The sequence below is a fragment of the Myroides sp. C15-4 genome (assembly GCF_050522745.1).
Taxonomy (GTDB): Bacteria; Bacteroidota; Bacteroidia; order Flavobacteriales; family Flavobacteriaceae; genus Flavobacterium.
This window is the reverse complement of sequence record NZ_JBMVQX010000020.1, coordinates 1-20,360: the sequence shown is the minus strand read 5'-3', so window position 1 is coordinate 20,360 and position 20,360 is coordinate 1. Positions and strand designations below refer to the sequence as shown.

Annotated in this window: 24 protein-coding genes and 1 tRNA gene; 12 read left to right on the top strand and 13 right to left on the bottom strand. The window is 39.3% G+C overall.

Translation table 11 applies throughout. From position 1 onward, the window contains the following. Positions 1-221: 221 nt before the first annotated feature. The 7 genes from ACPDHL_RS10040 to ACPDHL_RS10010 all read right to left on the bottom strand — a co-directional run bounded on the left by ACPDHL_RS10040 (position 222) and on the right by ACPDHL_RS10010 (position 4,052). Positions 222-416 carry a CsbD family protein gene (locus tag ACPDHL_RS10040; RefSeq protein ID WP_430532631.1) on the bottom strand — a complete coding sequence of 65 codons (195 nt, stop codon included), beginning with the start codon at positions 414-416 and terminating at the stop codon, positions 222-224. A gap of 88 nt (positions 417-504) precedes the next feature. Beyond that, complete coding sequence (locus ACPDHL_RS10035; protein WP_430532630.1) at positions 505-645, bottom strand: hypothetical protein; 141 nt, start codon at positions 643-645, stop codon at positions 505-507. 103 nt (positions 646-748) lie between these two features. Then, the gene (locus ACPDHL_RS10030) at positions 749-913 is read right to left on the bottom strand and encodes a lmo0937 family membrane protein (protein WP_430532629.1); all 165 of its coding nucleotides are present in this window, start codon (positions 911-913) and stop codon (positions 749-751) included. Positions 914-1,439: 526 nt separating this feature from the next. Continuing rightward, entirely contained in the window at positions 1,440-2,006 is a 567-nt protein-coding gene (locus ACPDHL_RS10025; protein WP_430532628.1) for a Crp/Fnr family transcriptional regulator, read from the bottom strand. 49 nt (positions 2,007-2,055) lie between these two features. After that, on the bottom strand, positions 2,056-3,342 hold the full coding sequence (locus ACPDHL_RS10020) for an adenylosuccinate synthase (protein ID WP_430532627.1): 1,287 nt from the start codon (positions 3,340-3,342) through the stop codon (positions 2,056-2,058). A gap of 147 nt (positions 3,343-3,489) precedes the next feature. Next, entirely contained in the window at positions 3,490-3,723 is a 234-nt protein-coding gene (locus ACPDHL_RS10015) for a hypothetical protein (RefSeq protein WP_430532626.1), read from the bottom strand. Positions 3,724-3,734: 11 nt separating this feature from the next. Further along, entirely contained in the window at positions 3,735-4,052 is a 318-nt protein-coding gene (locus ACPDHL_RS10010) for a MerR family transcriptional regulator (protein WP_430532625.1), read from the bottom strand. Positions 4,053-4,211: 159 nt separating this feature from the next. Here ACPDHL_RS10010 and ACPDHL_RS10005 point away from each other — a divergent pair, with 159 nt between their 5' ends. Then, the gene (locus tag ACPDHL_RS10005; protein WP_430532624.1) at positions 4,212-4,646 is read left to right on the top strand and encodes a nuclear transport factor 2 family protein; all 435 of its coding nucleotides are present in this window, start codon (positions 4,212-4,214) and stop codon (positions 4,644-4,646) included. 38 nt (positions 4,647-4,684) lie between these two features. After that, entirely contained in the window at positions 4,685-5,302 is a 618-nt protein-coding gene (locus ACPDHL_RS10000) for a cysteine hydrolase (protein ID WP_430532623.1), read from the top strand. Positions 5,303-5,400: 98 nt separating this feature from the next. Here ACPDHL_RS10000 and ACPDHL_RS09995 read toward each other — a convergent pair whose 3' ends face one another. After that, the gene (locus ACPDHL_RS09995) at positions 5,401-6,243 is read right to left on the bottom strand and encodes a helix-turn-helix domain-containing protein (protein ID WP_430532622.1); all 843 of its coding nucleotides are present in this window, start codon (positions 6,241-6,243) and stop codon (positions 5,401-5,403) included. 87 nt (positions 6,244-6,330) lie between these two features. Here ACPDHL_RS09995 and ACPDHL_RS09990 point away from each other — a divergent pair, with 87 nt between their 5' ends. The 8 genes from ACPDHL_RS09990 (at position 6,331) to ACPDHL_RS09955 (ending at position 14,744) form a co-directional block, all read left to right on the top strand. Continuing rightward, on the top strand, positions 6,331-7,215 hold the full coding sequence (locus ACPDHL_RS09990; RefSeq protein ID WP_430532621.1) for an MFS transporter: 885 nt from the start codon (positions 6,331-6,333) through the stop codon (positions 7,213-7,215). Positions 7,216-7,224: 9 nt separating this feature from the next. Further along, entirely contained in the window at positions 7,225-7,626 is a 402-nt protein-coding gene (locus ACPDHL_RS09985; RefSeq protein WP_430532620.1) for a hypothetical protein, read from the top strand. A 730-nt stretch (positions 7,627-8,356) separates the two neighbouring features. Continuing rightward, positions 8,357-9,313, top strand: a complete 957-nt coding sequence (locus tag ACPDHL_RS09980) for an outer membrane beta-barrel family protein (protein WP_430532677.1) — start codon at positions 8,357-8,359, stop codon at positions 9,311-9,313. Between the two features lie 382 nt (positions 9,314-9,695). Further along, entirely contained in the window at positions 9,696-10,523 is an 828-nt protein-coding gene (locus tag ACPDHL_RS09975; RefSeq protein WP_430532619.1) for a phosphatase PAP2 family protein, read from the top strand. Continuing rightward, positions 10,510-12,054, top strand: coding sequence for a phosphoethanolamine--lipid A transferase EptA (eptA, locus tag ACPDHL_RS09970; protein WP_430532618.1), 1,545 nt, complete (start codon positions 10,510-10,512; stop codon positions 12,052-12,054). Before ACPDHL_RS09975 ends, eptA begins: the two co-directional genes overlap by 14 nt. Before the next feature lie 133 nt (positions 12,055-12,187). After that, positions 12,188-12,778 (top strand): porin family protein, encoded by a 591-nt coding sequence (locus tag ACPDHL_RS09965; protein ID WP_430532617.1) that lies wholly within the window; start codon positions 12,188-12,190, stop codon positions 12,776-12,778. Positions 12,779-12,943: 165 nt separating this feature from the next. Further along, positions 12,944-14,017, top strand: a complete 1,074-nt coding sequence (locus tag ACPDHL_RS09960) for a sensor histidine kinase (RefSeq protein ID WP_430532616.1) — start codon at positions 12,944-12,946, stop codon at positions 14,015-14,017. Beyond that, on the top strand, positions 14,004-14,744 hold the full coding sequence (locus ACPDHL_RS09955; protein WP_430532615.1) for a LytR/AlgR family response regulator transcription factor: 741 nt from the start codon (positions 14,004-14,006) through the stop codon (positions 14,742-14,744). Before ACPDHL_RS09960 ends, ACPDHL_RS09955 begins: the two co-directional genes overlap by 14 nt. A 94-nt stretch (positions 14,745-14,838) precedes the next feature. Here ACPDHL_RS09955 and ACPDHL_RS09950 read toward each other — a convergent pair whose 3' ends face one another. From ACPDHL_RS09950 to ACPDHL_RS09940, 3 genes are all read right to left on the bottom strand, one after another. Then, positions 14,839-15,714, bottom strand: coding sequence for a DUF6268 family outer membrane beta-barrel protein (locus tag ACPDHL_RS09950; protein ID WP_430532676.1), 876 nt, complete (start codon positions 15,712-15,714; stop codon positions 14,839-14,841). Positions 15,715-15,877: 163 nt separating this feature from the next. Then, positions 15,878-16,387, bottom strand: a complete 510-nt coding sequence (locus ACPDHL_RS09945; protein ID WP_430532614.1) for a PDZ domain-containing protein — start codon at positions 16,385-16,387, stop codon at positions 15,878-15,880. A 15-nt stretch (positions 16,388-16,402) separates the two neighbouring features. Then, on the bottom strand, positions 16,403-17,044 hold the full coding sequence (locus ACPDHL_RS09940; RefSeq protein WP_430532613.1) for an aspartyl protease family protein: 642 nt from the start codon (positions 17,042-17,044) through the stop codon (positions 16,403-16,405). Positions 17,045-17,293: 249 nt separating this feature from the next. Between ACPDHL_RS09940 and ACPDHL_RS09935 the strand changes: the two genes are divergently transcribed. Further along, on the top strand, positions 17,294-17,506 hold the full coding sequence (locus ACPDHL_RS09935) for a DUF1697 domain-containing protein (RefSeq protein WP_430532612.1): 213 nt from the start codon (positions 17,294-17,296) through the stop codon (positions 17,504-17,506). Between the two features lie 359 nt (positions 17,507-17,865). Further along, entirely contained in the window at positions 17,866-19,299 is a 1,434-nt protein-coding gene (locus ACPDHL_RS09930; protein WP_430532611.1) for a PLP-dependent aminotransferase family protein, read from the top strand. Positions 19,300-19,325: 26 nt separating this feature from the next. On the opposite strand, the gene ACPDHL_RS09925 is transcribed toward ACPDHL_RS09930, so the two are convergent. Together ACPDHL_RS09925 and ACPDHL_RS09920 are read right to left on the bottom strand one after the other, a co-directional pair. Then, positions 19,326-19,991 (bottom strand): phosphatidylserine decarboxylase family protein, encoded by a 666-nt coding sequence (locus tag ACPDHL_RS09925; RefSeq protein WP_430532610.1) that lies wholly within the window; start codon positions 19,989-19,991, stop codon positions 19,326-19,328. A gap of 174 nt (positions 19,992-20,165) precedes the next feature. Then, positions 20,166-20,235: transfer RNA gene (locus tag ACPDHL_RS09920), tRNA-Cys, on the bottom strand. Positions 20,236-20,360: the final 125 nt, after the last annotated feature.

Genomic DNA, 20,360 nt, shown 5'->3' with positions numbered 1-20,360 from the left:
CAGTTAACTCGTATTACTATAAAAACAAAACCCTGTATGTTATGTATACAGGGTTTTGTTTTTCTTTTTCGAAAGCTTTTTTTGAATCGTCTGTTACCCCATATCAAAATGGGTTAACCTACGATTGCTCTGTTTAAGTAAAAAAGAGAAGCCTATGGCCTTTTTAACTTGTCTAGTACTTCTCTTTCAAGTTTAGTATATTGAATCAAAACAGAATGTTCTTATTCTTCTTTCCAATTTCGAATGAAATCTTCAATCTCTTCTTTGGTTTTTCCACTTTTCTCTTGCATCTTTCCTACAATTTCATCAAATTTTCCCTCAGCAAAAACCTTGTCATCGTCAAACCACGTACCGTATTTTTGTTTGACAGCTCCTTTTATTCTTTTCCATTTTCCTTCTAATTCTAACGTATTCATAGTCTTATAATTTTAATGGTTATACTTTTTTTATTCGTTGTGAAAAACGCTAGACTTCTCAAGCCCATCGCTCTTCTCTATTCAACGCTTATTCTTCTTCAGAAGAACAGTCGTCTATACACATCCCTTTGTCTACCATCGTTTTCTTTACGATTACAGCTGCTACTGCTAATCCTGCAGCAACACAACAAAGAATTTTACCGTACTTGTACATTTCATCTTTTTTCATCTCTGATCTTTTTATGAGTTAATATAAAACATGAAAAGCAACTACTTATACTTTATTTTTCTTGTATTCTCTTATTCTGGTTGAGCATTCAATTTTTATCCTTTTATACTTTGCTTTTTGTTCCTTGAACAAGACGCACGACTAACATAATCAACGCCACGACTAACAAAATATGGATAGCTTCCCCTATCAATTGCCCAAAGGCAAAAAAACCAACTCCCCAACCCAGAAGTAGAAGAATAACGAGGATCCAAAATATATTTCTCATCGGTTTTGATTTTACTGGTTATACTTAATCTCTCTAGTTAGACTACAAAAGTTGTAGCATAACTTCGTATTACTACAAACAAGGCTAAACCTTATCTGTTTTGTTTTACTCGTTATTTCGTAAGTATTTTCTGTATTTGAGTCACAATGGATCGCGATACTATTTTTTGCTCTTTTTTAGCTAAGCGTAACTCTTTCTTGCTTAATAAAGGACAAAAAGCATACTATTATTATGGTATTCCAATAAAAACAGCTCAAAATGAAACAAAAAAAGTAAGGTAAAGCAAGGCTATCTCCTCGATCACCTTTTTTATAAAAAAAATAACGCTCCAACTTACTTACATACAAAAAATGACAGTATGTAGAAAAAAATGTGGATATAATGCACAAAAAGTCCATTATATCCACATGATATATAAAGCAATACTAAAAAAAAAGTATAAATTCCCTACTCCTTGAAAAAGTCGATGCAAAATCAAGGGAAAACCTTCTCAAGCTTCTTTAACATCAAATTCATCCATTTATAATTACACCCCACGGCGAATTCGACTTAAAGAAGAAGATGTTATCCCCAAATAGGATGCTAACATACTCAAGGGCACCCGGTTAACCAACCCAGGATAATGGTTAAGAAACAGCAAATAGCGATCTTTTGCTTCTAGGTTGAGCATCATATTGGCTGTTTTCAATTTACTCTCGGTAACAAAAGCGTATAATTTGGTCATTAAGAGTGGCCACACGGAGATTTCTTTTTCCAATAGGCGAAAATTCTTATAGTCAATACTCCAGATACGAGCAGCTGTAATAGCTTCAATATAATCATCGGCAGGAGCCTGAATTAAAAAATTGTGTAGATCACCAACAAAGCGTCCCTCATAGATAAAGTAGCGCGTAAAATCATCCCCTGCTTTGTTGTAATAGAGCGAACGAAATACGCCTGATTCAACAAAGGCAAGCTGGTGACTTATTTTTCCACTCGCTGTAAAATACTCGCCTTTCGCTATCTCCGTTAAGGTAAACACCCGTTGAATAATCAGGCATTCCTCCTCTGTAAGCTTGGCAAATTTCTCGATATAGGTCAGTAGTTCTTCCATGTATTAACGGATAGAATCGCAGGTGATGCTATCCTCTAAATTTACGTAATTAATTCAATATTGAAACGGGTAATTCGATGATTTCTTCTCGTTTAGGTCCCGTTGACAAAAATGTAACAGGAACTTCCACCTCTTGTTCAATAAAGTGGAGAAAGGCAATAAAGCTAGGAGGCAAATCTTCTTTCGCTATGACGTTTTGAAAATCAAAATCCCATCCTTCCATTACTTTAAATTGGGGGTTGATGTGTTCCTCTTTTAAATTGGTGCTAAAATAAGCGTGTATTGCTCCATCTACCTCATAATGCGTACAAAGTAGTACTTCCGCTCTCTCGTTTAAAATATCGGCTTTCGTTAGGATTAATTGGGTCACTCCATTCATCATAATAGCGTATTTCAAAGCGGGTAAATCCAACCATCCTACGCGTCTAGGTCGTTTGGTATTGGAGCCAAACTCTCCTCCTTTTTGGCGAAGTTCCTCTGCTTCTGCTCCAAAAATCTCCGTAGGAAATACCCCTTCTCCCACCCGTGTAGTATAAGCTTTCGTTACACCAAAAATCTCGCCCACCTTGGTTGGGGATACGCCCAATCCTGTACAAGCTCCTCCTGCAATGGTACTAGAAGACGTAACATAGGGATAGGTTCCATGATCAATATCTAACATGGTGGCTTGCGCTCCTTCAGCCAATACTTTTTTTCCTTCTTTCAACGCTTGGTTAACATAGAGTTCCGTATCGACAATTGACAGGGTTTTTAGAAATTCGACAGCAGCTAAGAATTCATCTACCAATACTGCATAAGGAGGTAGTACACAAGAGAAAGCCTCTAATTCGCTATACTGTCGTTCCACCATAGCGCGAAATTCACTTTCAAACTGGGGGCGATACACATCCCCTAGACGTAAATTCTGACGCAATATCTTATTCGCATAAGCTGGTGCAATTCCATTTTTTGTTGTTCCAATCGTTCGATAGGCTGGATTTTCTTCGAATACAATATCAAAATACTTATGTGTTGGTAGAACCAAATGGGCCTTTGCGGAAAGCAACAAGCGCTTAGACACTTCTAACGTTGGATCAATAGCCATCAACAAGCCTAATTCTTCCTGTAATTGAATGGGATTAACCACAACACCCGTTCCAATAACATTGAGAGTCTTGGGATAAAAAACGCCCGATGGCAATAATTTCAAGGTTATTTTTTGCTGCTGATAGTAAATACTATGCCCTGCGTTTGCCCCACCATTAAAACGAGCCACTACATCATACTGACTGCAAATGTGATCTATAAACTTCCCTTTCCCTTCATCCCCCCATTGGAGTCCTACTAAAATATCCATACTCATATCGTTTAATGTTTAAAAAATTAAACAACAAAAGTAAGTTGTCGATGTTGGGAGGCAATTGTCAAATGACAAAAAAGAAAAAAAACCTTTTTTTACGCTCGTTTAATAAAGAGAAACGATCGTAGAGTAAACAACTGAAGATCAAGGGGTACATTGATCAAACTTCCCCCTTAAATATTCATCAAACAACGGTGTTCGTAGGTCTGATTGTTGTAGTGAATCAACCGTATCCCAAACAGCAGAAGTCCTACGCCATTCTTTTGTCTGCTCCGTCGTCAACCCAGGGGTTAATCCACTCATCAAGCCCGTAGTTCTCGTGCCTATAAAAACAACGAGGACCAACAATACAACAAAACCAAATCCCGCGTATTTCATCTAATTTCCACTTATTTTTGGGTTAATTTATGCAAGGTCTCTTCGATCATTTCCATGCGTTTCTTCACCTTTTCAGCAGAAGCATCTAAGGTATACCCTTCTTCCATTAATTCTTTGATTAATAACATTTTTTTGATGTTCTCATAGTTATAGCGTCGGTTTTTTCCCTCTTCCTCTGTCAAACTTGTGATAATTCCCTTCTCTTCCCAATAGCGAATTTGACGCGTGGGAATACCCGTAATTTGGGCCACCTCACCAATGCCAACAACCAATTTATCTAAAAAATCAAAGTCAAAAGACAAATCCTTATTTTCTTCTCCTGTGCTCATTTTGTAAATAAGTTACAATTAATGTTGTAAATATAAAATATATAGCGTTCATTTGCAATTGTAAGTTATTTACAATCTAAGTCAATTAAAAACAATTTATGTATGAAACAAACAATCTGTGTCGCGTACTTTTCGCTTCTACTTTTAAATTTTAGTTCTATGCAAGCACAATCCACACCTACAGCAGAAGCAAAAAGAGCATTGCTCCAGCAAATCGAAGTCAGTTTTGCTCAAGGCGCTTTAAATGCCCTAAACTATGAGGCGATGTATGAGGGGTTTCATTCGGATTTCGCCATTTTAATTCCCACTGGGACGCAAGAATTAATCAAACTCTCTCGCGATCAATGGATAGGGATTGTACAAGCGTACAAGAATGATCCAGTTCAAATGGCGTCTGGCGTGCGAAATCTAACCTATGAAATAGAAATCTTGGATATGACTGATACCATTGCTGTTGTCAAAACGCAATATTATAGAGGGAAATCACTCGTTATTACGGATTATTTGTCCTATATCAAATTTGACACGACGTGGAAAGCCGTGGCAAAGATTTCAAAAGACCATAGTATTAACCCTTTAAACCTAGAATTCTAATGCGAAACCATGTATTTATTTTACTATCCTTACTCCTTATGAACACCACACAAGCACAACCGAAAAGCAAAGCAGCCTTGCTGCTCATTGAAACTCAAAACGAATGGATGCATCCAAATGGCAAGTTAAATAAAGCCCTAGTGGAAGATCAAACGCTATTAAAAAACTCCATAACCAACATTGAAAAAGCGCTACACTATGCTCGAGAAAACGACCTAACCGTTATTCACATTGGCTTGTGTTTTGAACCAGGCTATCCAGAATTGGGAATCGCTACTGGGGGATTGCGTCAGGCAATTCCAAAAGCAGCTACCTTTCAAGTTAACGCCTTTGGTACCGAGTTTTATGAATCCGTACAACCCCTTACAGGCGAATTTATTGCCAGTGGACGTACAGGAGCGAGTGCCTTTACAGGCTCTAATCTCGATACCTACTTGAGAAACAACAAAATTGATACCCTTTATTTGGTCGGCTATGCCACACAGGTCTGTGTAGAAAGTACCTTTCGAGATGCGCATGAGAAAGGCTATGACACTTGGGTCCTCTCTGATGCAACGGCAGCTTTTAACGCCACCCAACAGCAGTATTTTTTAGATACTATTGTGCATCATTTTGGGCATCAGCTGACGACGGAAGCCTTTACAACATCCAAGTAAATACTCCTACAAAACCAAACAACAAAAGCTCCAATATAGCAAAACGGTACTGGAGCTTTTGTTTTACTGCTTCCACCCATTTGATTATGGTTGCACCATCACCGCTTTTTATTCGGTAAGCTATACTGTGCTCTATAGTGAGAAGGAGTAGTATTTTTGTACTTTTTAAACAATTTTGACAGGTGGCTTTCGTCGTTAAAATCCAACTCAAAAGCGATTTCTTTGATCCGCATTCGGCTGTGTTTCAATCGAATTTCTACCAATTTCAGCTTGTGTTCCAAGATGTACTCCTGCAAGGACACCCCCACTTGTTTTTTAAAGTATTCACCCAAATAGCTCTTCGCCATACCAAAGGTAGTTGCTAAGGCTGCAATGGTAAGTTTTTCGCGCTGTCCAATGTGTTTTTGCACATAGGTAATCAGCTTCATCACATCCTGTTCTCTTTTGTTTTCATTGACTTGTTCAAAATCACTTTGAATGAGATTGCGTGCCACTAAATTCAGTAATATAGCCAAGCTTTGTCGAATGATCAAGTAGTCTTGATCTGCATTTTGGGTCTCTCGTTCTATGGCTAGCAGCAATTGTGTTGCAAAATCACCATCTTCTTTGAGGCGAAAAACACAACCTGCTTTGGTGTGAAAATGATGGGTAATATAGGTGAGCTTATGCAGGTTATCACAGGTTTCTATTCGATCGGCATCCATGCGCAATTGCGTAATGAAAGACTGAGAACACTCAATAACCAAGAAGCTACTCCGCTGCTGGCTCTCAAACCTATAAGTCGTACTAAAAGGGATAACAAAAAGCTTGCCCTGTTGGTAGGGAAAAACTTGAGCGTCAAATTGGGTCATTCCATTTCCCTCCAGTACAAATACAAGCGTTAGCTCTGCCTTAGAGTGAAGAGTCAACACCTCATCTACACAGGTCATTTGCTGTACCAAAAGGGGATCTATTCTATTTTAATGCATGTGTACAAAACCACAAAAACCTTTTTAAATACAATTTATTTTGTATTAAGCGTGTTTTCTTTGCAAAGAAATAAAAAAAATCAATATGAATGCAGATCTAAGGCTTCCCTTTGTCTGTATGGGATCTACACCACCATGCCTCGTGATACCAAACAACCGCAACCCTTAGACTATGGAGGTGTTCTCTTGATTATCAGCTTTTTACTTTTCTTTATTACCCCCTTGATCTACGGTCGATCTTTTCAATGGCCGTGGTGGATATTTGCCTTAATTGGCGTGAGTTTACTCTTTCTATGGCTCTTTATACAATGGGAAATACGCCGCGAAAAACACCAGAAACCCGCACTAATTCCCATTCAATTACTTCACAATAAGTCATTTAGCTATAATTTACCCATTATTCTATTTTACAATTTTACGGCTGGACTATTTATTTGCTATCCCTACTATTTACAAGCCTATTTGCATTGGGAGGTTATGGCTGCTGGATTAGCCATCCTGCCCTATGGACTTGGGTTCTTTGTGGGTCCCCTCCTCTTCACTAAGGGGAACAAAAGCAGCAGTTTCTGGATTCCCATTGCCTTAGGTTTACTAATCATTTCGTTTATAGCCTTGGGAGTTACCTTTTACCTCATCGCTCACCCCTTTTGGTTGACCCATGGCTTATTTCTCCTTGCTGGTTTAGGACATGGTTTAATCATGCCTGTGATGATGCGCGAAAGTATACGCCCCATTACCTTAGAACAAGCGGGACAAGCTTCAGGTCTGGTCAGTACCCTTATCCAAGTGGGTAGCGTATTGGGTGGCGCCATCGTCGGTACTTTATTTTTCAGCTTCGGCAACAGCTATGGTTTTCCCCTTGCACTCGCAGCAGCACTGGCTACGATTGGCAGCGTACAAATCATTGGCCTTGCTTTTTATTATACCAATATAAAATCACAATAACTGTTTACGATGAAAACACAACACTTCTTAGAATTGGGCAAACAACAAGTACAAGACTTTTGTATTGACATTGAAATTTGGTTCAACGGAACCGCATCGGATCCCAATGCCCTATATGAAAAAATCTTAGCGAGCTTTGATCCCGCATTTATTTTAATGAACGGCGATGGGCATACCATCGACTTTCCCTCCCTGACACAATGGTTACAAGGCGTCTATGGGCAATTTCCCACGCGAAAAGTGACCTTGCAAAACCTGACAGGAAATGCTACAACACAGCATATACTCCTCACCTATACCGAAATTCAAGTAACTGATGGCATCCAAAATACGCGCCAAGCCTCTGCAATATTTCGCCTACACGACAATCAAGCCCTTTGGTATCACTTGGTAGAAAAATGGGTGATGTAAGTCAACCAACCTCCTGTGCAATGGAAAGGATGTTCTCCTTGGCATGCAAGAACAACCTCAATCCAAACACAAAAAAAGGCCTAAAAAAGTAAACTATACCCTATTACAAGAACCCTACCCATACCTGTACAGCTATAGTAGGACGATACTAGTTTACTTCGAGTTGCATCCATAGTGAGTCCATTGTGAGTCCATAGTGACTCTATTAAAAAGTCGTGTTTTAATAGAGTCACTATGGACTCACAATGGATGCACAATACAGGTAGTACGAAGCATTCTCTAACATCTCACGTTTCTAGGTGCTTTTTAGCATGATGAACGTCTAGGATGCGACCTTTCCTACCTCAAGGTGAAACAAATCGGATAATAGGAATCGATTTGTTCCTTGTGCGGTTGCTCGTAGCGCGGTTTGTTAGATCGTTCTTATTTAGAAAAATTCGCCCCATAACCTTCCCCACTTACCACTCACCACTTACCACTCATCACTCACCACTCACCACTCACCACTCACCACTTACCACTCACCACTTACCACTCACCACTTACCATTTAACTTTACCTCTGATTATCAGAAATCCCTTTGGGAAGATGACGATAGCAATGCTAAAGTAGAATTTGGAATAAAGAACAATTATTCCCAGTTGAAGACAGATGAAACCCTTCGAACGTTAATGGATCAAAGCGAGACAGTGAATCAAGTCATAAAAGTCAATTTGAATACCGCACGGGCATACACGCTTTTTATGGATCGATGAATTTCAATATAGACAAGTGGTCTATCCAAGCAGGCGTACGCGGGGAATACACCCATATTCAAGGAGATACGCTGCAACACAAGCGATTGGTCAAACAAGACTATTTCTCGTTATTTCCAACGGTTCAAGTCACCTATACGGCAAATGAAAACTATTCCATTATGACCTCGTATGCAAGGCGAATAGAGCGCCCCGAATTTGATAAGCTCAATCCTGCCGTGCGTTATATGAATAGCACCACACGATCGATAGAAAATCCAAATTTACAACCAGAGTTTTCCAATAATATCGAGGTTTCTCAGCAATTTTTAGGCTTCATCGACCTAACCTTAGGGTATAGTCGCATTACAGCCCCTATATTGTACAGCTATTTTAATGAGGGGATGGATCAGTCGTATTTTACTAGTGTCAATGGAAAAAGTCGCAGTGAATGGCAAGCCTCTCTATCCTTGCCTATACCAGGGATTAACTGGTGGGAAAACTACCACGGGGTTTACTTTTACAATACGCGATTTGACAATGCCATAATCAAGGAAAACAAGAATAGCCTAGGTCTATTTACCTATAACAACGTCAAACTTCCCCATCAGTTTAACCTGGAAGTAACGGCTTGGTATCAAAATGGCGGTATTGATTCCAACTTTAAGTATCGCGCTTTGGGAGAGGTCAATATAGGAATTAGTAAGAAGTTTTTCAACGAGGCCTTTACAGCAACCTTAGCGGTGAGCGACTTATTTAAGACGGGAGGTTTTCGCACAACGATCTTAGAGCATCCAGATCAACAGACGAACTTTACCTTTACGAATGATATGCGTGTCTTTAAATTAGGACTTACCTATACCTTTGGAGGCAAACAAAAAAAGGCGGAGAACAAGGAAGAAGATCCGATAATCTTAGGCAAACCACAGCCCACGATTAAAGTAATAAAATAAATATACTATGTTTGATTACGATCATTGGAATCCAACTATTTAATCACTTCATTTTACACTAGTTAGTTTTGATTTCCAGTGATTTTAAAAGGAACCTCTCAAAGGGTTCCTTTTTTTATTTGCACAAAACAAGGGATTATTATTATGTTCTATACAATGCAAAGTAGTTTCAGGGATTCTCCTTTATTCCCTCCAAAAATGGCGTAACTATTGTGTACACACAGCAAATAGTCTTTTCGCTTTAGACGACTGGATTTCGTCATAAAAAGAGATGCGTTCGTCATTCTTATTTAGCGATGGTGCAGGTACAAGCTACTATTGTACGCTCACTTACTCGCTTAGAAGAAGCTGAAAAACAACTAACAGATTAGTTCCTCCATACATGAATAAGTACATTGCAACCGCTACCATCCGACCGCGGTATTTCTTTTTTATCGTCCCCCTACTCTTGCTGTTGCTGATAGCTGTTCTGCTATATATCTCAGACGCCTTATCCGTCAATGGCTATATTTACATTCAGAAAGAGTGGTTTTACTTTATTAATGCCTATTTGAAACAACATCCACAGTTGCTCTTTAATTTAACACAACTTGGCGATGCAATGATTTTTCTATCGTTTCTAACGTTTTTGCTTCGTTATACGCCAAAAATATGGGAATCATTGCTTACGGGTTCTTTAATTTCAATGGTCTTTGCCCTGACCTTAAAAGAAGTCTTTTCCATTCCCAGACCCGCCAGGGCCTATGATTATACAACATTTACCATTATAGGTGAAAAAATAGCGGGTTCCACTAGTTTTCCTTCGGGCCATTCGATTACCATTTTTACCATCCTAACAGTATTGCTCTTTACTTTGGTACCCAAGAATAAAAACTATCACATTCCCTATTTTATTTGTGCGACTGCTTTGGGGTTGTGCTTTGCCTTTACGCGCGTTGCTGTAGGCGCACATTATCCCTTAGATGTAATTATCGGCTGTGTATTGGGGTATATTTCAGGGCTATTAGGCGTGTGTATTACTCGAAAGTACGCCTTGTGGCCCTGGATTCATCAAAAAAAATATTACCCTATTTTTCTGCTTTTATTTTTATCTTGTAGTGTCGTACTGATTGTGCGTATTCTCCATGAAAATCTATTTATTTACTACTGTGCACTGCTGAGTTTGGGGTATTCATCATATAAAATTGCAAAGGTCTATGTTCAAAAATAAACGTCCAACCCGTCAGATTGCCCTAGGGATGAGTGTACTCAACACCCTGTTGTTTCACCTTCCCTTTTTTGATTTCGCCAATCAAAACAATACCTCAAGTATACTCAATCGATTGGTACTCCTCCTGAGCTTGTTTGTCGTGATGCTAAGCGCTAATTTTCTCGCTTTTTACTTGCTGTTATCGCTCTCACGTCGATTGGGCAAAGTAGTACTGTCGCTCTTTTTTATACTCAATTCGATTTCGGTTTACTTTATTCAGACCTATCACGTCCTAGTGGATGAAAGTATGATTGCCAATGTTTTAAACACTAATTTTGAGGAATCCAGTAGTTTTTTCTCCTTTAAACTCGTCCTCTATATTCTATTTTTGGGAATTGCGCCTAGCGTTTTACTCTTTCGATTAAAGATTGAAAAAGAGGCGATAAAAACCGTTCTTTTACACAGTGGTCTAGCCTTGGGAATACTGCTTGTTCTCGTGCTCCTCAATGCGAAAAATATCCTGTGGATCGACCACAACTCCAAGCAATTGGGAGGCTTGGCTATGCCTTGGTCCTATACAGTCAACACTTCTTTGTTTTACGTTCACCAAGCACAAAAGAACAAGAAAGAAATTCTATTACCCGATGCACAAGTCAAAAACGAGCCGAACAGCGCCCCAAATAAGAACGAAAAGGCGATTGTAGTGTTGGTTATTGGTGAATCTGCGCGCCAACAAAACTTTTCGCTTTATGGCTATACGAAAAATACAAATCCCTTACTCTCGCAGACGGAAAACGTCTTTGCCTTCAAAGCGAATTCATCTGCTACCTATACCACGGCTGGGGTAAAAAGTATCTTAGAATACAAAGATACAGATGAACTATACGAAATCTTGCCCAACTATTTAGCGCGCAATCAAGTGGATGTCATCTGGAAAACGACCAATTGGGGCGAACCTCCTGTTCACATTGCCAACTACCAAAGCAAAGAAGCGTTGAGAGAAAAATGCATAGGCGACGCTTGTGCCTATGATGAAATTCTGCTTACAGGATTAAGAGACGACATTTTAGCCAGTACCAAAGACCGCATTTTTATTGTCTTACACACCAGTACAAGTCATGGTCCGACGTATAATACCAAATACCCACCCCAATTTGAAGTATTTACTCCCGTTTGCACCAGTGTTGAATTGGCCAACTGCTCCCAAGAGGAGCTACACAATGCGTATGACAATACCCTTGTGTATACGGACTATCTCCTACACCGTGTCATTGAAGAACTAAAAGCTTTTCCTACATACAAACGCAGCATGCTTTTTGTATCTGATCACGGAGAATCTCTTGGAGAGAACAAGATCTACATGCATGGATTGCCTTTGCGCCTAGCGCCCAAAGAGCAATATGAGATTCCCTTTATCGTTTGGGTGGGCGATGGCAATCAAAAATTAAAACCCATTCCCCTACTTTCTCAACATCATGTATTTCACAGCGTGTTGCACTTTTTAAATCTAGATAGCCCTATTTACGACGAAAAAATGAATATTTTTCAATAACAAACAAGATGTTTTCCTTTCCCTTGGACCATCAATTAGCGTCTGTAATCAACACCAGGCGTCCATAGGTCAAAGAATATTGGTCACCAACACAAACTAAAGGTTATTTGCTGCATCAATATAAATTTTAAATATGAAAGCAACAATCTTTAGCTTGTGTGTGTGTACGCTGTCGTTATTCAGTCTAGACGCTGCAGCACAACAAGCACCCAATCCCTTTCGCTTAGGGGTTAAAGTTTCCTCTAATCACGCTAATATTGAGGAAAATTTAAAAGACTTGAGCAAATCCAGTGCACAAGGTTTTTCGGCGGGAATTACCACACAATACCACTTTGATCGCCTTTTTATTCAGGCGGACTTGTTGTATAGTGAATCTAAATCGCCTGTAGACCATGCGCTTGTCCATCAAGCAAAATGGAAGAGTATTGATCTACCTATTTCATTGGGGTACACCCTTTTGGATTTTCAAAAAGTAAAAGTACACGTTTTAGCCGGCGGGGTTTACTCTCAAGTAATTGACGACAAAATAAGTCTAACTGACAACTTGGAGAAATTTGATTATACCTTGAACAAAAACAACGTAAAAGCACAACTTGGCGCTGGTGTAACCCTGGGCGATTTTGTCGTAGAGCTTAAATATTTGCGCAGTCTCAACAATCTTTCAAAAAATAGTAAATCCAAATCAAATCATGTGCAACTAGGTCTAGGCTATATGTTCTTCTAGTCAATATACACTAGGGAATGTTTCTAAATTAAGTCTATGGTAGGGGCGAATTTTTTATTCACCTCTACCATTTGTCAATTTATACCCACCAGTGGTCAAATCATTTGCTGCTGAATCAAATGATTGTCATTTATTTACCTTTGTAGTCTTAATACAGCTAAACGAATGCATCCAACAATTAATATAACCAAACACAAACGACTTTTCTTTTTTCTTTTTTGGTCCATACTAGCCTTTTCTGTATGGCCCTACATTCACGCGAATAACCGTCCGTTTTACTGGTTGTTGCAATGTACGATCTTGATGACTTGTTTCATTAGTATTTCCCATTACCTCAGTGATATCGCCCTACCAAAAGCCTTAAAAGAAGGAAGAATGAAGCGTTTTATTGTGCTTTTCCTTCTAGGAATATTACTCCTTAATGCTGTAATGTCACTGTGTTTTACGCTTTTTCCTTATTATATCAACGATACGGCCATGTTAGCTGAAATGCAAGCAACAACTTGGAGAGAGTATTATATCCATCGCTTATTTAGTTCTTTTCCCTCAGCTATGGCGATTGTCACCACAACCTGTGGGATACGCTTCTATGAAGAACACTACAAAATCGAGCAGGTAAATGCCAAGTTAAAACAAGAACACTTGGAAGCACAAATTAAGCTCCTTCAGGATCAAATCAATCCCCATTTGATGTTCAACATCCTCAATCACATTCACATCCTCATGCAAAACAATGTAGAGCTTGCGTCTACGGTTTTGCTGAAGTTCTCCGATATTTTGCGCTATCAGCTGTATGAATGCAACCAAAAACAGGTATTCCTCCATCAAGAAATGCGCTATTTACAAGATTTAGTTGCCATTGAACAAGTGCGTTGGCAGGATGAACTGGAAGTGGATTGTACGTGGGAGATTGACAATCGACAGCTGCAAATCGTACCCTTACTTCTAGTCCCCTTGATTGAAAATGCCTTTAAACACGTATCGCGACTTCCCCATCAACAAGGATATGTCCGCATTGTGTGTATCGAAAAGCAAAATGTCTTACATTTAGATATTGAAAATTCGTATAACGATCGATTTAAACGAGAAAAACAACAAGGAGGAATTGGAATTGCCAATATAACCGAACGCTTAAAGATTCAATATCCCGATCAACACCGGTTGACCATTACACTAGGCGAAAACAACTATACGGTTTCCCTTCAGATTAATTTAAACGATTCAAATGCTAACACCTAAAAACCCCCTTTTGCTCAACTGTTTAGTCATTGACGATGAGCCTTTAGCCAGACGATCCATTGTCGATTATATTGCTAAAGTTGATTTTTTAGCTGCAACTGCCTCTTGTGGATCCGCCTTAGAAGCACAAGAATTAATGAGCAAAGAAAAGTACGATTTACTCTTCCTCGATATCAATATGCCGTATTTATCGGGCATTGATTTTTTAGAGTCTATCAGCCAACCTCCCCTTGTAATCTTTACGACGGCTTATTCCGAACACGCGCTAGAGGGATATCGTTTGCAAATTGTTGATTACTTGCTAAAACCCATTGCTTTTAAGCGTTTTTATCAAGCTGCCTTAAAAGCCAAAGAGCTCTATGAGCTTAAAAACCAACAAAAAGAAGAGGTTGGACTCACCGACAGTTCGATGTTTATGAAACACGAAGACAGTTTTGTAAAAATTCAATGGCAGGATATTTTTTACATCGAAGCCATGCAGAATTACGTCAAGATACACACCCATCAGAAGACCTATATCATTCATCAAACGATGGTTGCTTTGGAAGAATTACTCCCTAAAGAACACTTCTTTCGCATACACAAATCCTATTTGATTAACGTCAATCACATTTGTTCTATTTCGGGGAATCGAGTGTTGATTAACAACACCCAATTGCCCTTAGCCCGACTGCGCAAAGAAGCTTTACTCAACGACATTATATACAAAAATTTACTGAGTAAATAAAACGCGATGGGGGCTCTTGTAAAGTAAGCAAAGCATTTACTTTACAAGAGTCCCCTTGCTGCAATTTGTTTTTACCTTATTGTTTTACACCAACTTACAAGCTCCATCTCAATTTTACAGCACCGTAAAAAGTGGTTGTAAATCGAGGATCAGCTTCTTTCTTCTCTTTGAATATATTCTTTATTTTTCGTTCATTGTATGAAAACGAGCGTACCAAAGAGCTACCAGCGGTAAGTGACAACGTCAGATTATCACTGAATTTAAACTCAGGTCGGAGTCCTGCGACAATCTGTTGGAACCCCAACAACATATCTTTGTCGTCTTTTTTGATCACTGCGGTCATCCCTTGTAAATCGACAGCTAATTTGAGATCGACGATTTCACTTACTTTGTAGCCCAATTCAGCACCTTGAGGGAAAGCCACGCGAACGAAGAAATCACCCTGTGTTTCCCAGCTAAAATAGATTCCAGGAAGTACCATGGGCACCCCAAAACTATTGGTTAACACAGGCCCTACCCCCAAAGCGACTTTATCGTTGAAATGCTTGATAAAAAACACCCCGCCTTGACCTAAAATTGCCTCTGAGCTAATTTCTTTGCGATCGGTATAAATTCCTACGCTTCCCATCATTAATAAGGACCAGGAATCGCTAATCGAACGGAAGTGTTTGATTCCGACCTGTGCATTGAGCAACTCTGTAGGAAACAAGTCTTCCTCGTATAATTTGTGTTGCATTTTGGCATAGGCACCTTGTGCAACTACAGACCACGTACGCGGTTTTCCCCTGTGATCCACACGCGTAGATAGTGGAATTTCAATATTTAACTCTACGCGTCTAAAATCCGTTTTTGCGGGAGTTTTCACACTGTCTATGGGTCTAACATAGTTGGAAAAAGGAACGTAATCTACCTTAAACTCCCCTCGTAAATGATCCTGTGCGTGTAGCGATACCCCGCTCAAAATCAACATACAATAAATTAAAAATGCACCTGCTTTCATATTTGTTATTTTGGTGCAAAACAAGGAAAAAGCCAGCGTGAGAACCGTATTCTTTTGACCACTGGTACTATTTTGTTGATGAATAGCTACCTTTGATACACGCTATTATCCCAATTTTTCATCGCTACTCCTACTAAAATGTCAGTAATACCTCATCGGTCAACTCAATATCATTGCCCAATCGGTGAATAGCTACGCGAATCTTAGACGCTGTATTAATTGCTTCTTTTAATTTTACTTGCTCCAAAAAAGGTAAATTCGCCACCACCTGCCCATTAACAGCCCCTATTTTATCCCCAACTTGAACCCCTTTTCTATGGGCTTGTGAGTTATGCCATACAAAAGTAACCACCAGCTCATCATTCTCAATATCGGCTCTCATTCCTTTCATCACAACCTGATTGTCAAAATCTTTTTGTCTGTATTTTGAAAAATAGAATCGGTCTTCATAAATAATCACCCGATAGTAAGACAACCATTTGACCCCAATATTGCTTTCATCGTCTTCTTCTACATGGGCTAAAAAAGTAGGAATCTCCTCCTTTCCCATTCTCATGGCTAATGGAAAAGCCAGTGTTTCTCCTGCACTAACGCCAAAAGCACTTCTGCTAATTTCTCCTTCTCCTGTAATATAACCCGCCACATAGGGCTTAACTTCCTAAAATAAGTCGGAATTCAAATAAAACAATCCCGTATAGCCTGTGTCAAAATAAATGCCTTCTTCTTTGATTTTATCAAAATAAGTCAAAGCGATAGTCGGCGTTCCTGTTGGTGTTTTTTTTATTTTTAAAGAGGAAAAATGACGCGTTTTTAAAAGCGTCGGACTCAACCCGCTCGAAATGGTAATGCGATGGTGTAAGAGATCAAAATCCCAAGCACTTTTACTCGTAATATTCGCCCCAATAATACCATCAATCCCTAGTTCATCAAATAGCGTAAAATCTTCGCGCATAAAGGTAAAATTTTCAAAAGTAATCGAGCTCATCTTAACTTGGGGTACTATACCATATTCAACTTCTTGTACATTTCTCATGGCATCCATAATCGGCTCTTTCGTTAGAAAAATAAAGTCCGCATCCAAACTTTTCCGAATTGTTGAGGGAGCTCCTGTATCGACTAAAAAAACATAATTTTTTCCTTTGATTTCAACTGTAACATAGATCAAGTGATTGACAATTTTAAAAACTATGTTTTCAGTATATTGCCTGGGGCTAATCGTCCCTCTTCTGAATATTCCCTTCTGGGCGCTTCCATTCAATTTCAAGAACAAAAGAAACAAGATCATTATTTTATTCTTCATATAAAAATCAATATTTTTTACACGAATTAAATAAAAAACTAAAGTTAAATTCTGTTTTTTAACAAAGTTTACTATAAATACACAATACTACATGATACTAAACTAATAGAAATAAAAATTCCAAATAGGTAGAATTCTTCCCTACACTAGCTTTAAAAAGCTATAAAATAACATCCCAAGTAAACCCACAATTTTTCATAAAAACAGGCAAATATGTATCTTAGCCATTCATTTTAGAATAAACTGCGAATGACAACCTATATTACCCTACTTCGAAGTGTCAATGTAAGTGGAAAGAATCTCCTGAAAATGGACGTGCTCCGACAGTTAATGCACGAACTGGGATTTCACCAAATACAAACCTATATTCTAAGTGAAAATCTCATCCTTCAATCCGCTGAACAAGAAGCGCATCTGCTCTCTCAACAGATTCACGATACACTGGTGAGTGGTAAGTGGTGAGTGGTGAGTGGTGAGTGGTGAAAATCTTCTAAATAAGAATAAATATCACAAATAACAAAGAGCAACGAACAAAAAAACTGTTTTTCGGCTTTCAGCTTTTGGTTCATTACATCTAGTTGAAAAAGTAGATTCTCTTATGAAAAGAAAATCAAACAAACCGTAACGAAGTGTAGGTTCATCGAATACCAAAACCAATATAAACTAGGTGAGATACACCGCGCGAAAAACAAAGAACAAACCGCGCAAAGAACAAACCGCGCAAACTACAAACCGCACAAACTACAAACCGCAAACTACAATATTATTGCGTATATTTGGTCTATTACACAACACATATACTAACAACTTAACTAGTCCACATGAAAAGGCTTTGGAAATTAGAAATTCGATTGGATCAGGCGGCTGAAAAACCGATATATTTGCAAATTGCGGATGCTATTATTGAGGCTATTCAACAAGGTAGACTGCTCAAAGGAGATATTTTACCAAGTACGCGAACTTTAGCCACGATGCTTGCTGTTAACCGCAATACCATTGTAAAAGCCTTGAGTGTACTCTTGGATGAAGAATGGTTAATTTCAATGGAGCGCAAAGGGATCTACATTGCACAAACCATTCCGCAATCGAGACCACTTAGAGCAAAAGCTGAGACTACCTTACCTGTGGATCCTATCTTTCAACATCCTGCGCCACTCATTTTTGACAATGGCTATCCAGATAGTAAGATTGTTCCTGTAAAAGAATTAGCACGAGCGTATCGACAGATTTTCAATCGAAATGCCAAATGGCAAATGATGGGCTATGGCAATGCCTTAGGGGATCCTCGTTTTATTCAACATATTGCACATATGCTCAACCATCAAAGGGGAATGCATGTAAAAGAAGACCACGTTTGTGTAACTCGTGGTGGACAGATGGCTATTTATTTAATTGCCCAGTGTTTGCTTAAAAAAGGAGAGGCTATTATGGTAGAGAACCCAGGGTACCAATCGGCTTGGCAAGCCTTTGAACGCGCTGGTGCAACCTTAGTGCCCATTGAAGTGGATGCGGAGGGAATTTCCACAACTGCCATGCGCCAACAGTTGGAAAAGAATCCCAATATCAAAGCAGTATACCTCACGCCACACCATCAATTTCCGACAACTGTTACGCTGAGCTTACAACGTCGATTGGAAATTATTCAACTGGCAAACCAGTATAATTTGACAGTTATTGAGGATGATTATGACAATGAATTTCACTATAGCTACCGCCCCGTTTTACCGTTGTGTAGCTATATCGAATTACAGCACTATGTGTACATTGGCACGCTAAGCAAGGTTGTTGCTCCAGCGCTGCGTATTGGTTTTTTAGTGACCAGTCACCCTTCCTTAATTGAAGAGATTTCCCAGCTGAGAAAGATCATTGATATTCAAGGCGACCGTATCATGGAGCAAGCCGTACTTCAATTAATCGAAGACGGCATGCTAAGAAAACATATTAAAAAAGCGACAAGTTTATACAAAGAGAAAAGGGAGGTAATGCTTGAGTATATCCAACACTATTTAGGAGATCAGGTTACGTATACTATTCCCGATGGTGGCTTGGCCTTTTGGATCAAGCCCAAACAAAGTATTGACTATTCTGTATTCATTCCCCGCTTATTAGAAAGAGGCGTCCAATTGGTTAATCCCAATGACTATTACATGGCTCCGACTTCCTCCGATGGCTTGCGTTTGAGTTTTGGTACCCTTTCTCTAGCTGACTTGGAAAAAGGAATACGTATTATTGGAGAATGTCTCGAGGCACTGTAGTCATCACTGTAGTCATTGTTCTTATTTTATCCCTGCCATTTCGCCAATGTAGTGACGCCTCCTTGTACTTTATCCCCCAGCTGTACCTGAACCTTACAGCTGATGGGTAATACTAAATCTACACGTGAACCAAACTTGATGAATCCCATTTGATCCGTCTGTTCGACCACTGTTCCACACTCCAAATAATTGACAATGCGATTGGCCAAGGCTCCCGCTATTTGTTTCGCTAGTACTTCTTCCCCATTTTTATGTCTATAAACCACACTGTGTCTCTCATTTTCTGTAGAGGACTTTGGATGCCAAGCTACTAAATGCTTCCCCTTGTGGTACTGACTGTACACCACCTCCCCTTTGATGGGATTCAAGTTGACATGTACATTGAATACACTCATAAATACGGAAACTTGTAAGCGTTTTTCCGTGAAATATTCATCGGGTTCGACCTCCTCAATCACGACCACTGTTCCATCACATGGAGCAGTAATACACGTATCATCCTGCGTCATCACCCGTGAAGGAATGCGAAAAAAGAAAATCACTAACCCCCAAATCCCTAGGGTTACCAACAAAATTAATGCTTTTACAAGCGCTAATTTTTCGCTAATTAAATAATATGATCCTCCGTTAACTAGGAGTAAAACGATACTCGCTATTGCAATGGATCCTCTTCCTTCTTTGTGTATTTTCATGGTATTCCCGTTTTAAATGATCGCCATCTCCATCTTTGCTGCATTCAATTAAAAAAAATGACAGTATTGAATCATCGCAGCAAAAGACAAGATGGGTGTAAAAAATAAAGATGATTGTGTGTACAGTGTACAGCTTTCTGCTCTCTACCGAACTGTTAACCGTTAACTATTTTGAGGTTCCGGTTGGATTCGAACCAACCTACTAACTCTTGCGGAGTTAGGCCTACCACTCGGCCACAGAACCTTGTTTTTTGATGCACGATGCACAGTTTACCACTCACCACTCACCGTGAACTATTTTGAGGTTCCGGTTGGATTCGAACCAACCTACTAACTCTTGCGGAGTTAGGCCTACCACTCGGCCACAGA

Excerpts from the sequence above, each read along its gene's own strand:
- ACPDHL_RS09960 (WP_430532616.1), top strand. The coding sequence starts at position 12,944 with ATGCATCCAACAATTAATATAACCAAACACAAACGACTTTTCTTTTTT.
- eptA (WP_430532618.1), top strand. The coding sequence starts at position 10,510 with ATGTTCAAAAATAAACGTCCAACCCGTCAGATTGCCCTAGGGATGAGT.
- ACPDHL_RS10000 (WP_430532623.1), top strand. The coding sequence starts at position 4,685 with ATGAACACCACACAAGCACAACCGAAAAGCAAAGCAGCCTTGCTGCTC.
- ACPDHL_RS09955 (WP_430532615.1), top strand. The coding sequence starts at position 14,004 with ATGCTAACACCTAAAAACCCCCTTTTGCTCAACTGTTTAGTCATTGAC.
- ACPDHL_RS09985 (WP_430532620.1), top strand. The coding sequence starts at position 7,225 with ATGAAAACACAACACTTCTTAGAATTGGGCAAACAACAAGTACAAGAC.
- ACPDHL_RS10035 (WP_430532630.1), bottom strand. The coding sequence starts at position 645 with ATGAAAAAAGATGAAATGTACAAGTACGGTAAAATTCTTTGTTGTGTT.
- ACPDHL_RS10010 (WP_430532625.1), bottom strand. The coding sequence starts at position 4,052 with ATGAGCACAGGAGAAGAAAATAAGGATTTGTCTTTTGACTTTGATTTT.
- ACPDHL_RS09925 (WP_430532610.1), bottom strand. The coding sequence starts at position 19,991 with ATGAAAATACACAAAGAAGGAAGAGGATCCATTGCAATAGCGAGTATC.
- ACPDHL_RS09965 (WP_430532617.1), top strand. The coding sequence starts at position 12,188 with ATGAAAGCAACAATCTTTAGCTTGTGTGTGTGTACGCTGTCGTTATTC.
- ACPDHL_RS09950 (WP_430532676.1), bottom strand. The coding sequence starts at position 15,714 with ATGTTGATTTTGAGCGGGGTATCGCTACACGCACAGGATCATTTACGA.
- ACPDHL_RS10040 (WP_430532631.1), bottom strand. The coding sequence starts at position 416 with ATGAATACGTTAGAATTAGAAGGAAAATGGAAAAGAATAAAAGGAGCT.
- ACPDHL_RS10020 (WP_430532627.1), bottom strand. The coding sequence starts at position 3,342 with ATGGATATTTTAGTAGGACTCCAATGGGGGGATGAAGGGAAAGGGAAG.
- ACPDHL_RS10005 (WP_430532624.1), top strand. The coding sequence starts at position 4,212 with ATGCAAGCACAATCCACACCTACAGCAGAAGCAAAAAGAGCATTGCTC.
- ACPDHL_RS10015 (WP_430532626.1), bottom strand. The coding sequence starts at position 3,723 with ATGAAATACGCGGGATTTGGTTTTGTTGTATTGTTGGTCCTCGTTGTT.
- ACPDHL_RS10025 (WP_430532628.1), bottom strand. The coding sequence starts at position 2,006 with ATGGAAGAACTACTGACCTATATCGAGAAATTTGCCAAGCTTACAGAG.
- ACPDHL_RS10030 (WP_430532629.1), bottom strand. The coding sequence starts at position 913 with ATGAGAAATATATTTTGGATCCTCGTTATTCTTCTACTTCTGGGTTGG.
- ACPDHL_RS09940 (WP_430532613.1), bottom strand. The coding sequence starts at position 17,044 with ATGAAGAATAAAATAATGATCTTGTTTCTTTTGTTCTTGAAATTGAAT.
- ACPDHL_RS09930 (WP_430532611.1), top strand. The coding sequence starts at position 17,866 with ATGAAAAGGCTTTGGAAATTAGAAATTCGATTGGATCAGGCGGCTGAA.
- ACPDHL_RS09935 (WP_430532612.1), top strand. The coding sequence starts at position 17,294 with ATGACAACCTATATTACCCTACTTCGAAGTGTCAATGTAAGTGGAAAG.
- ACPDHL_RS09975 (WP_430532619.1), top strand. The coding sequence starts at position 9,696 with ATGAATAAGTACATTGCAACCGCTACCATCCGACCGCGGTATTTCTTT.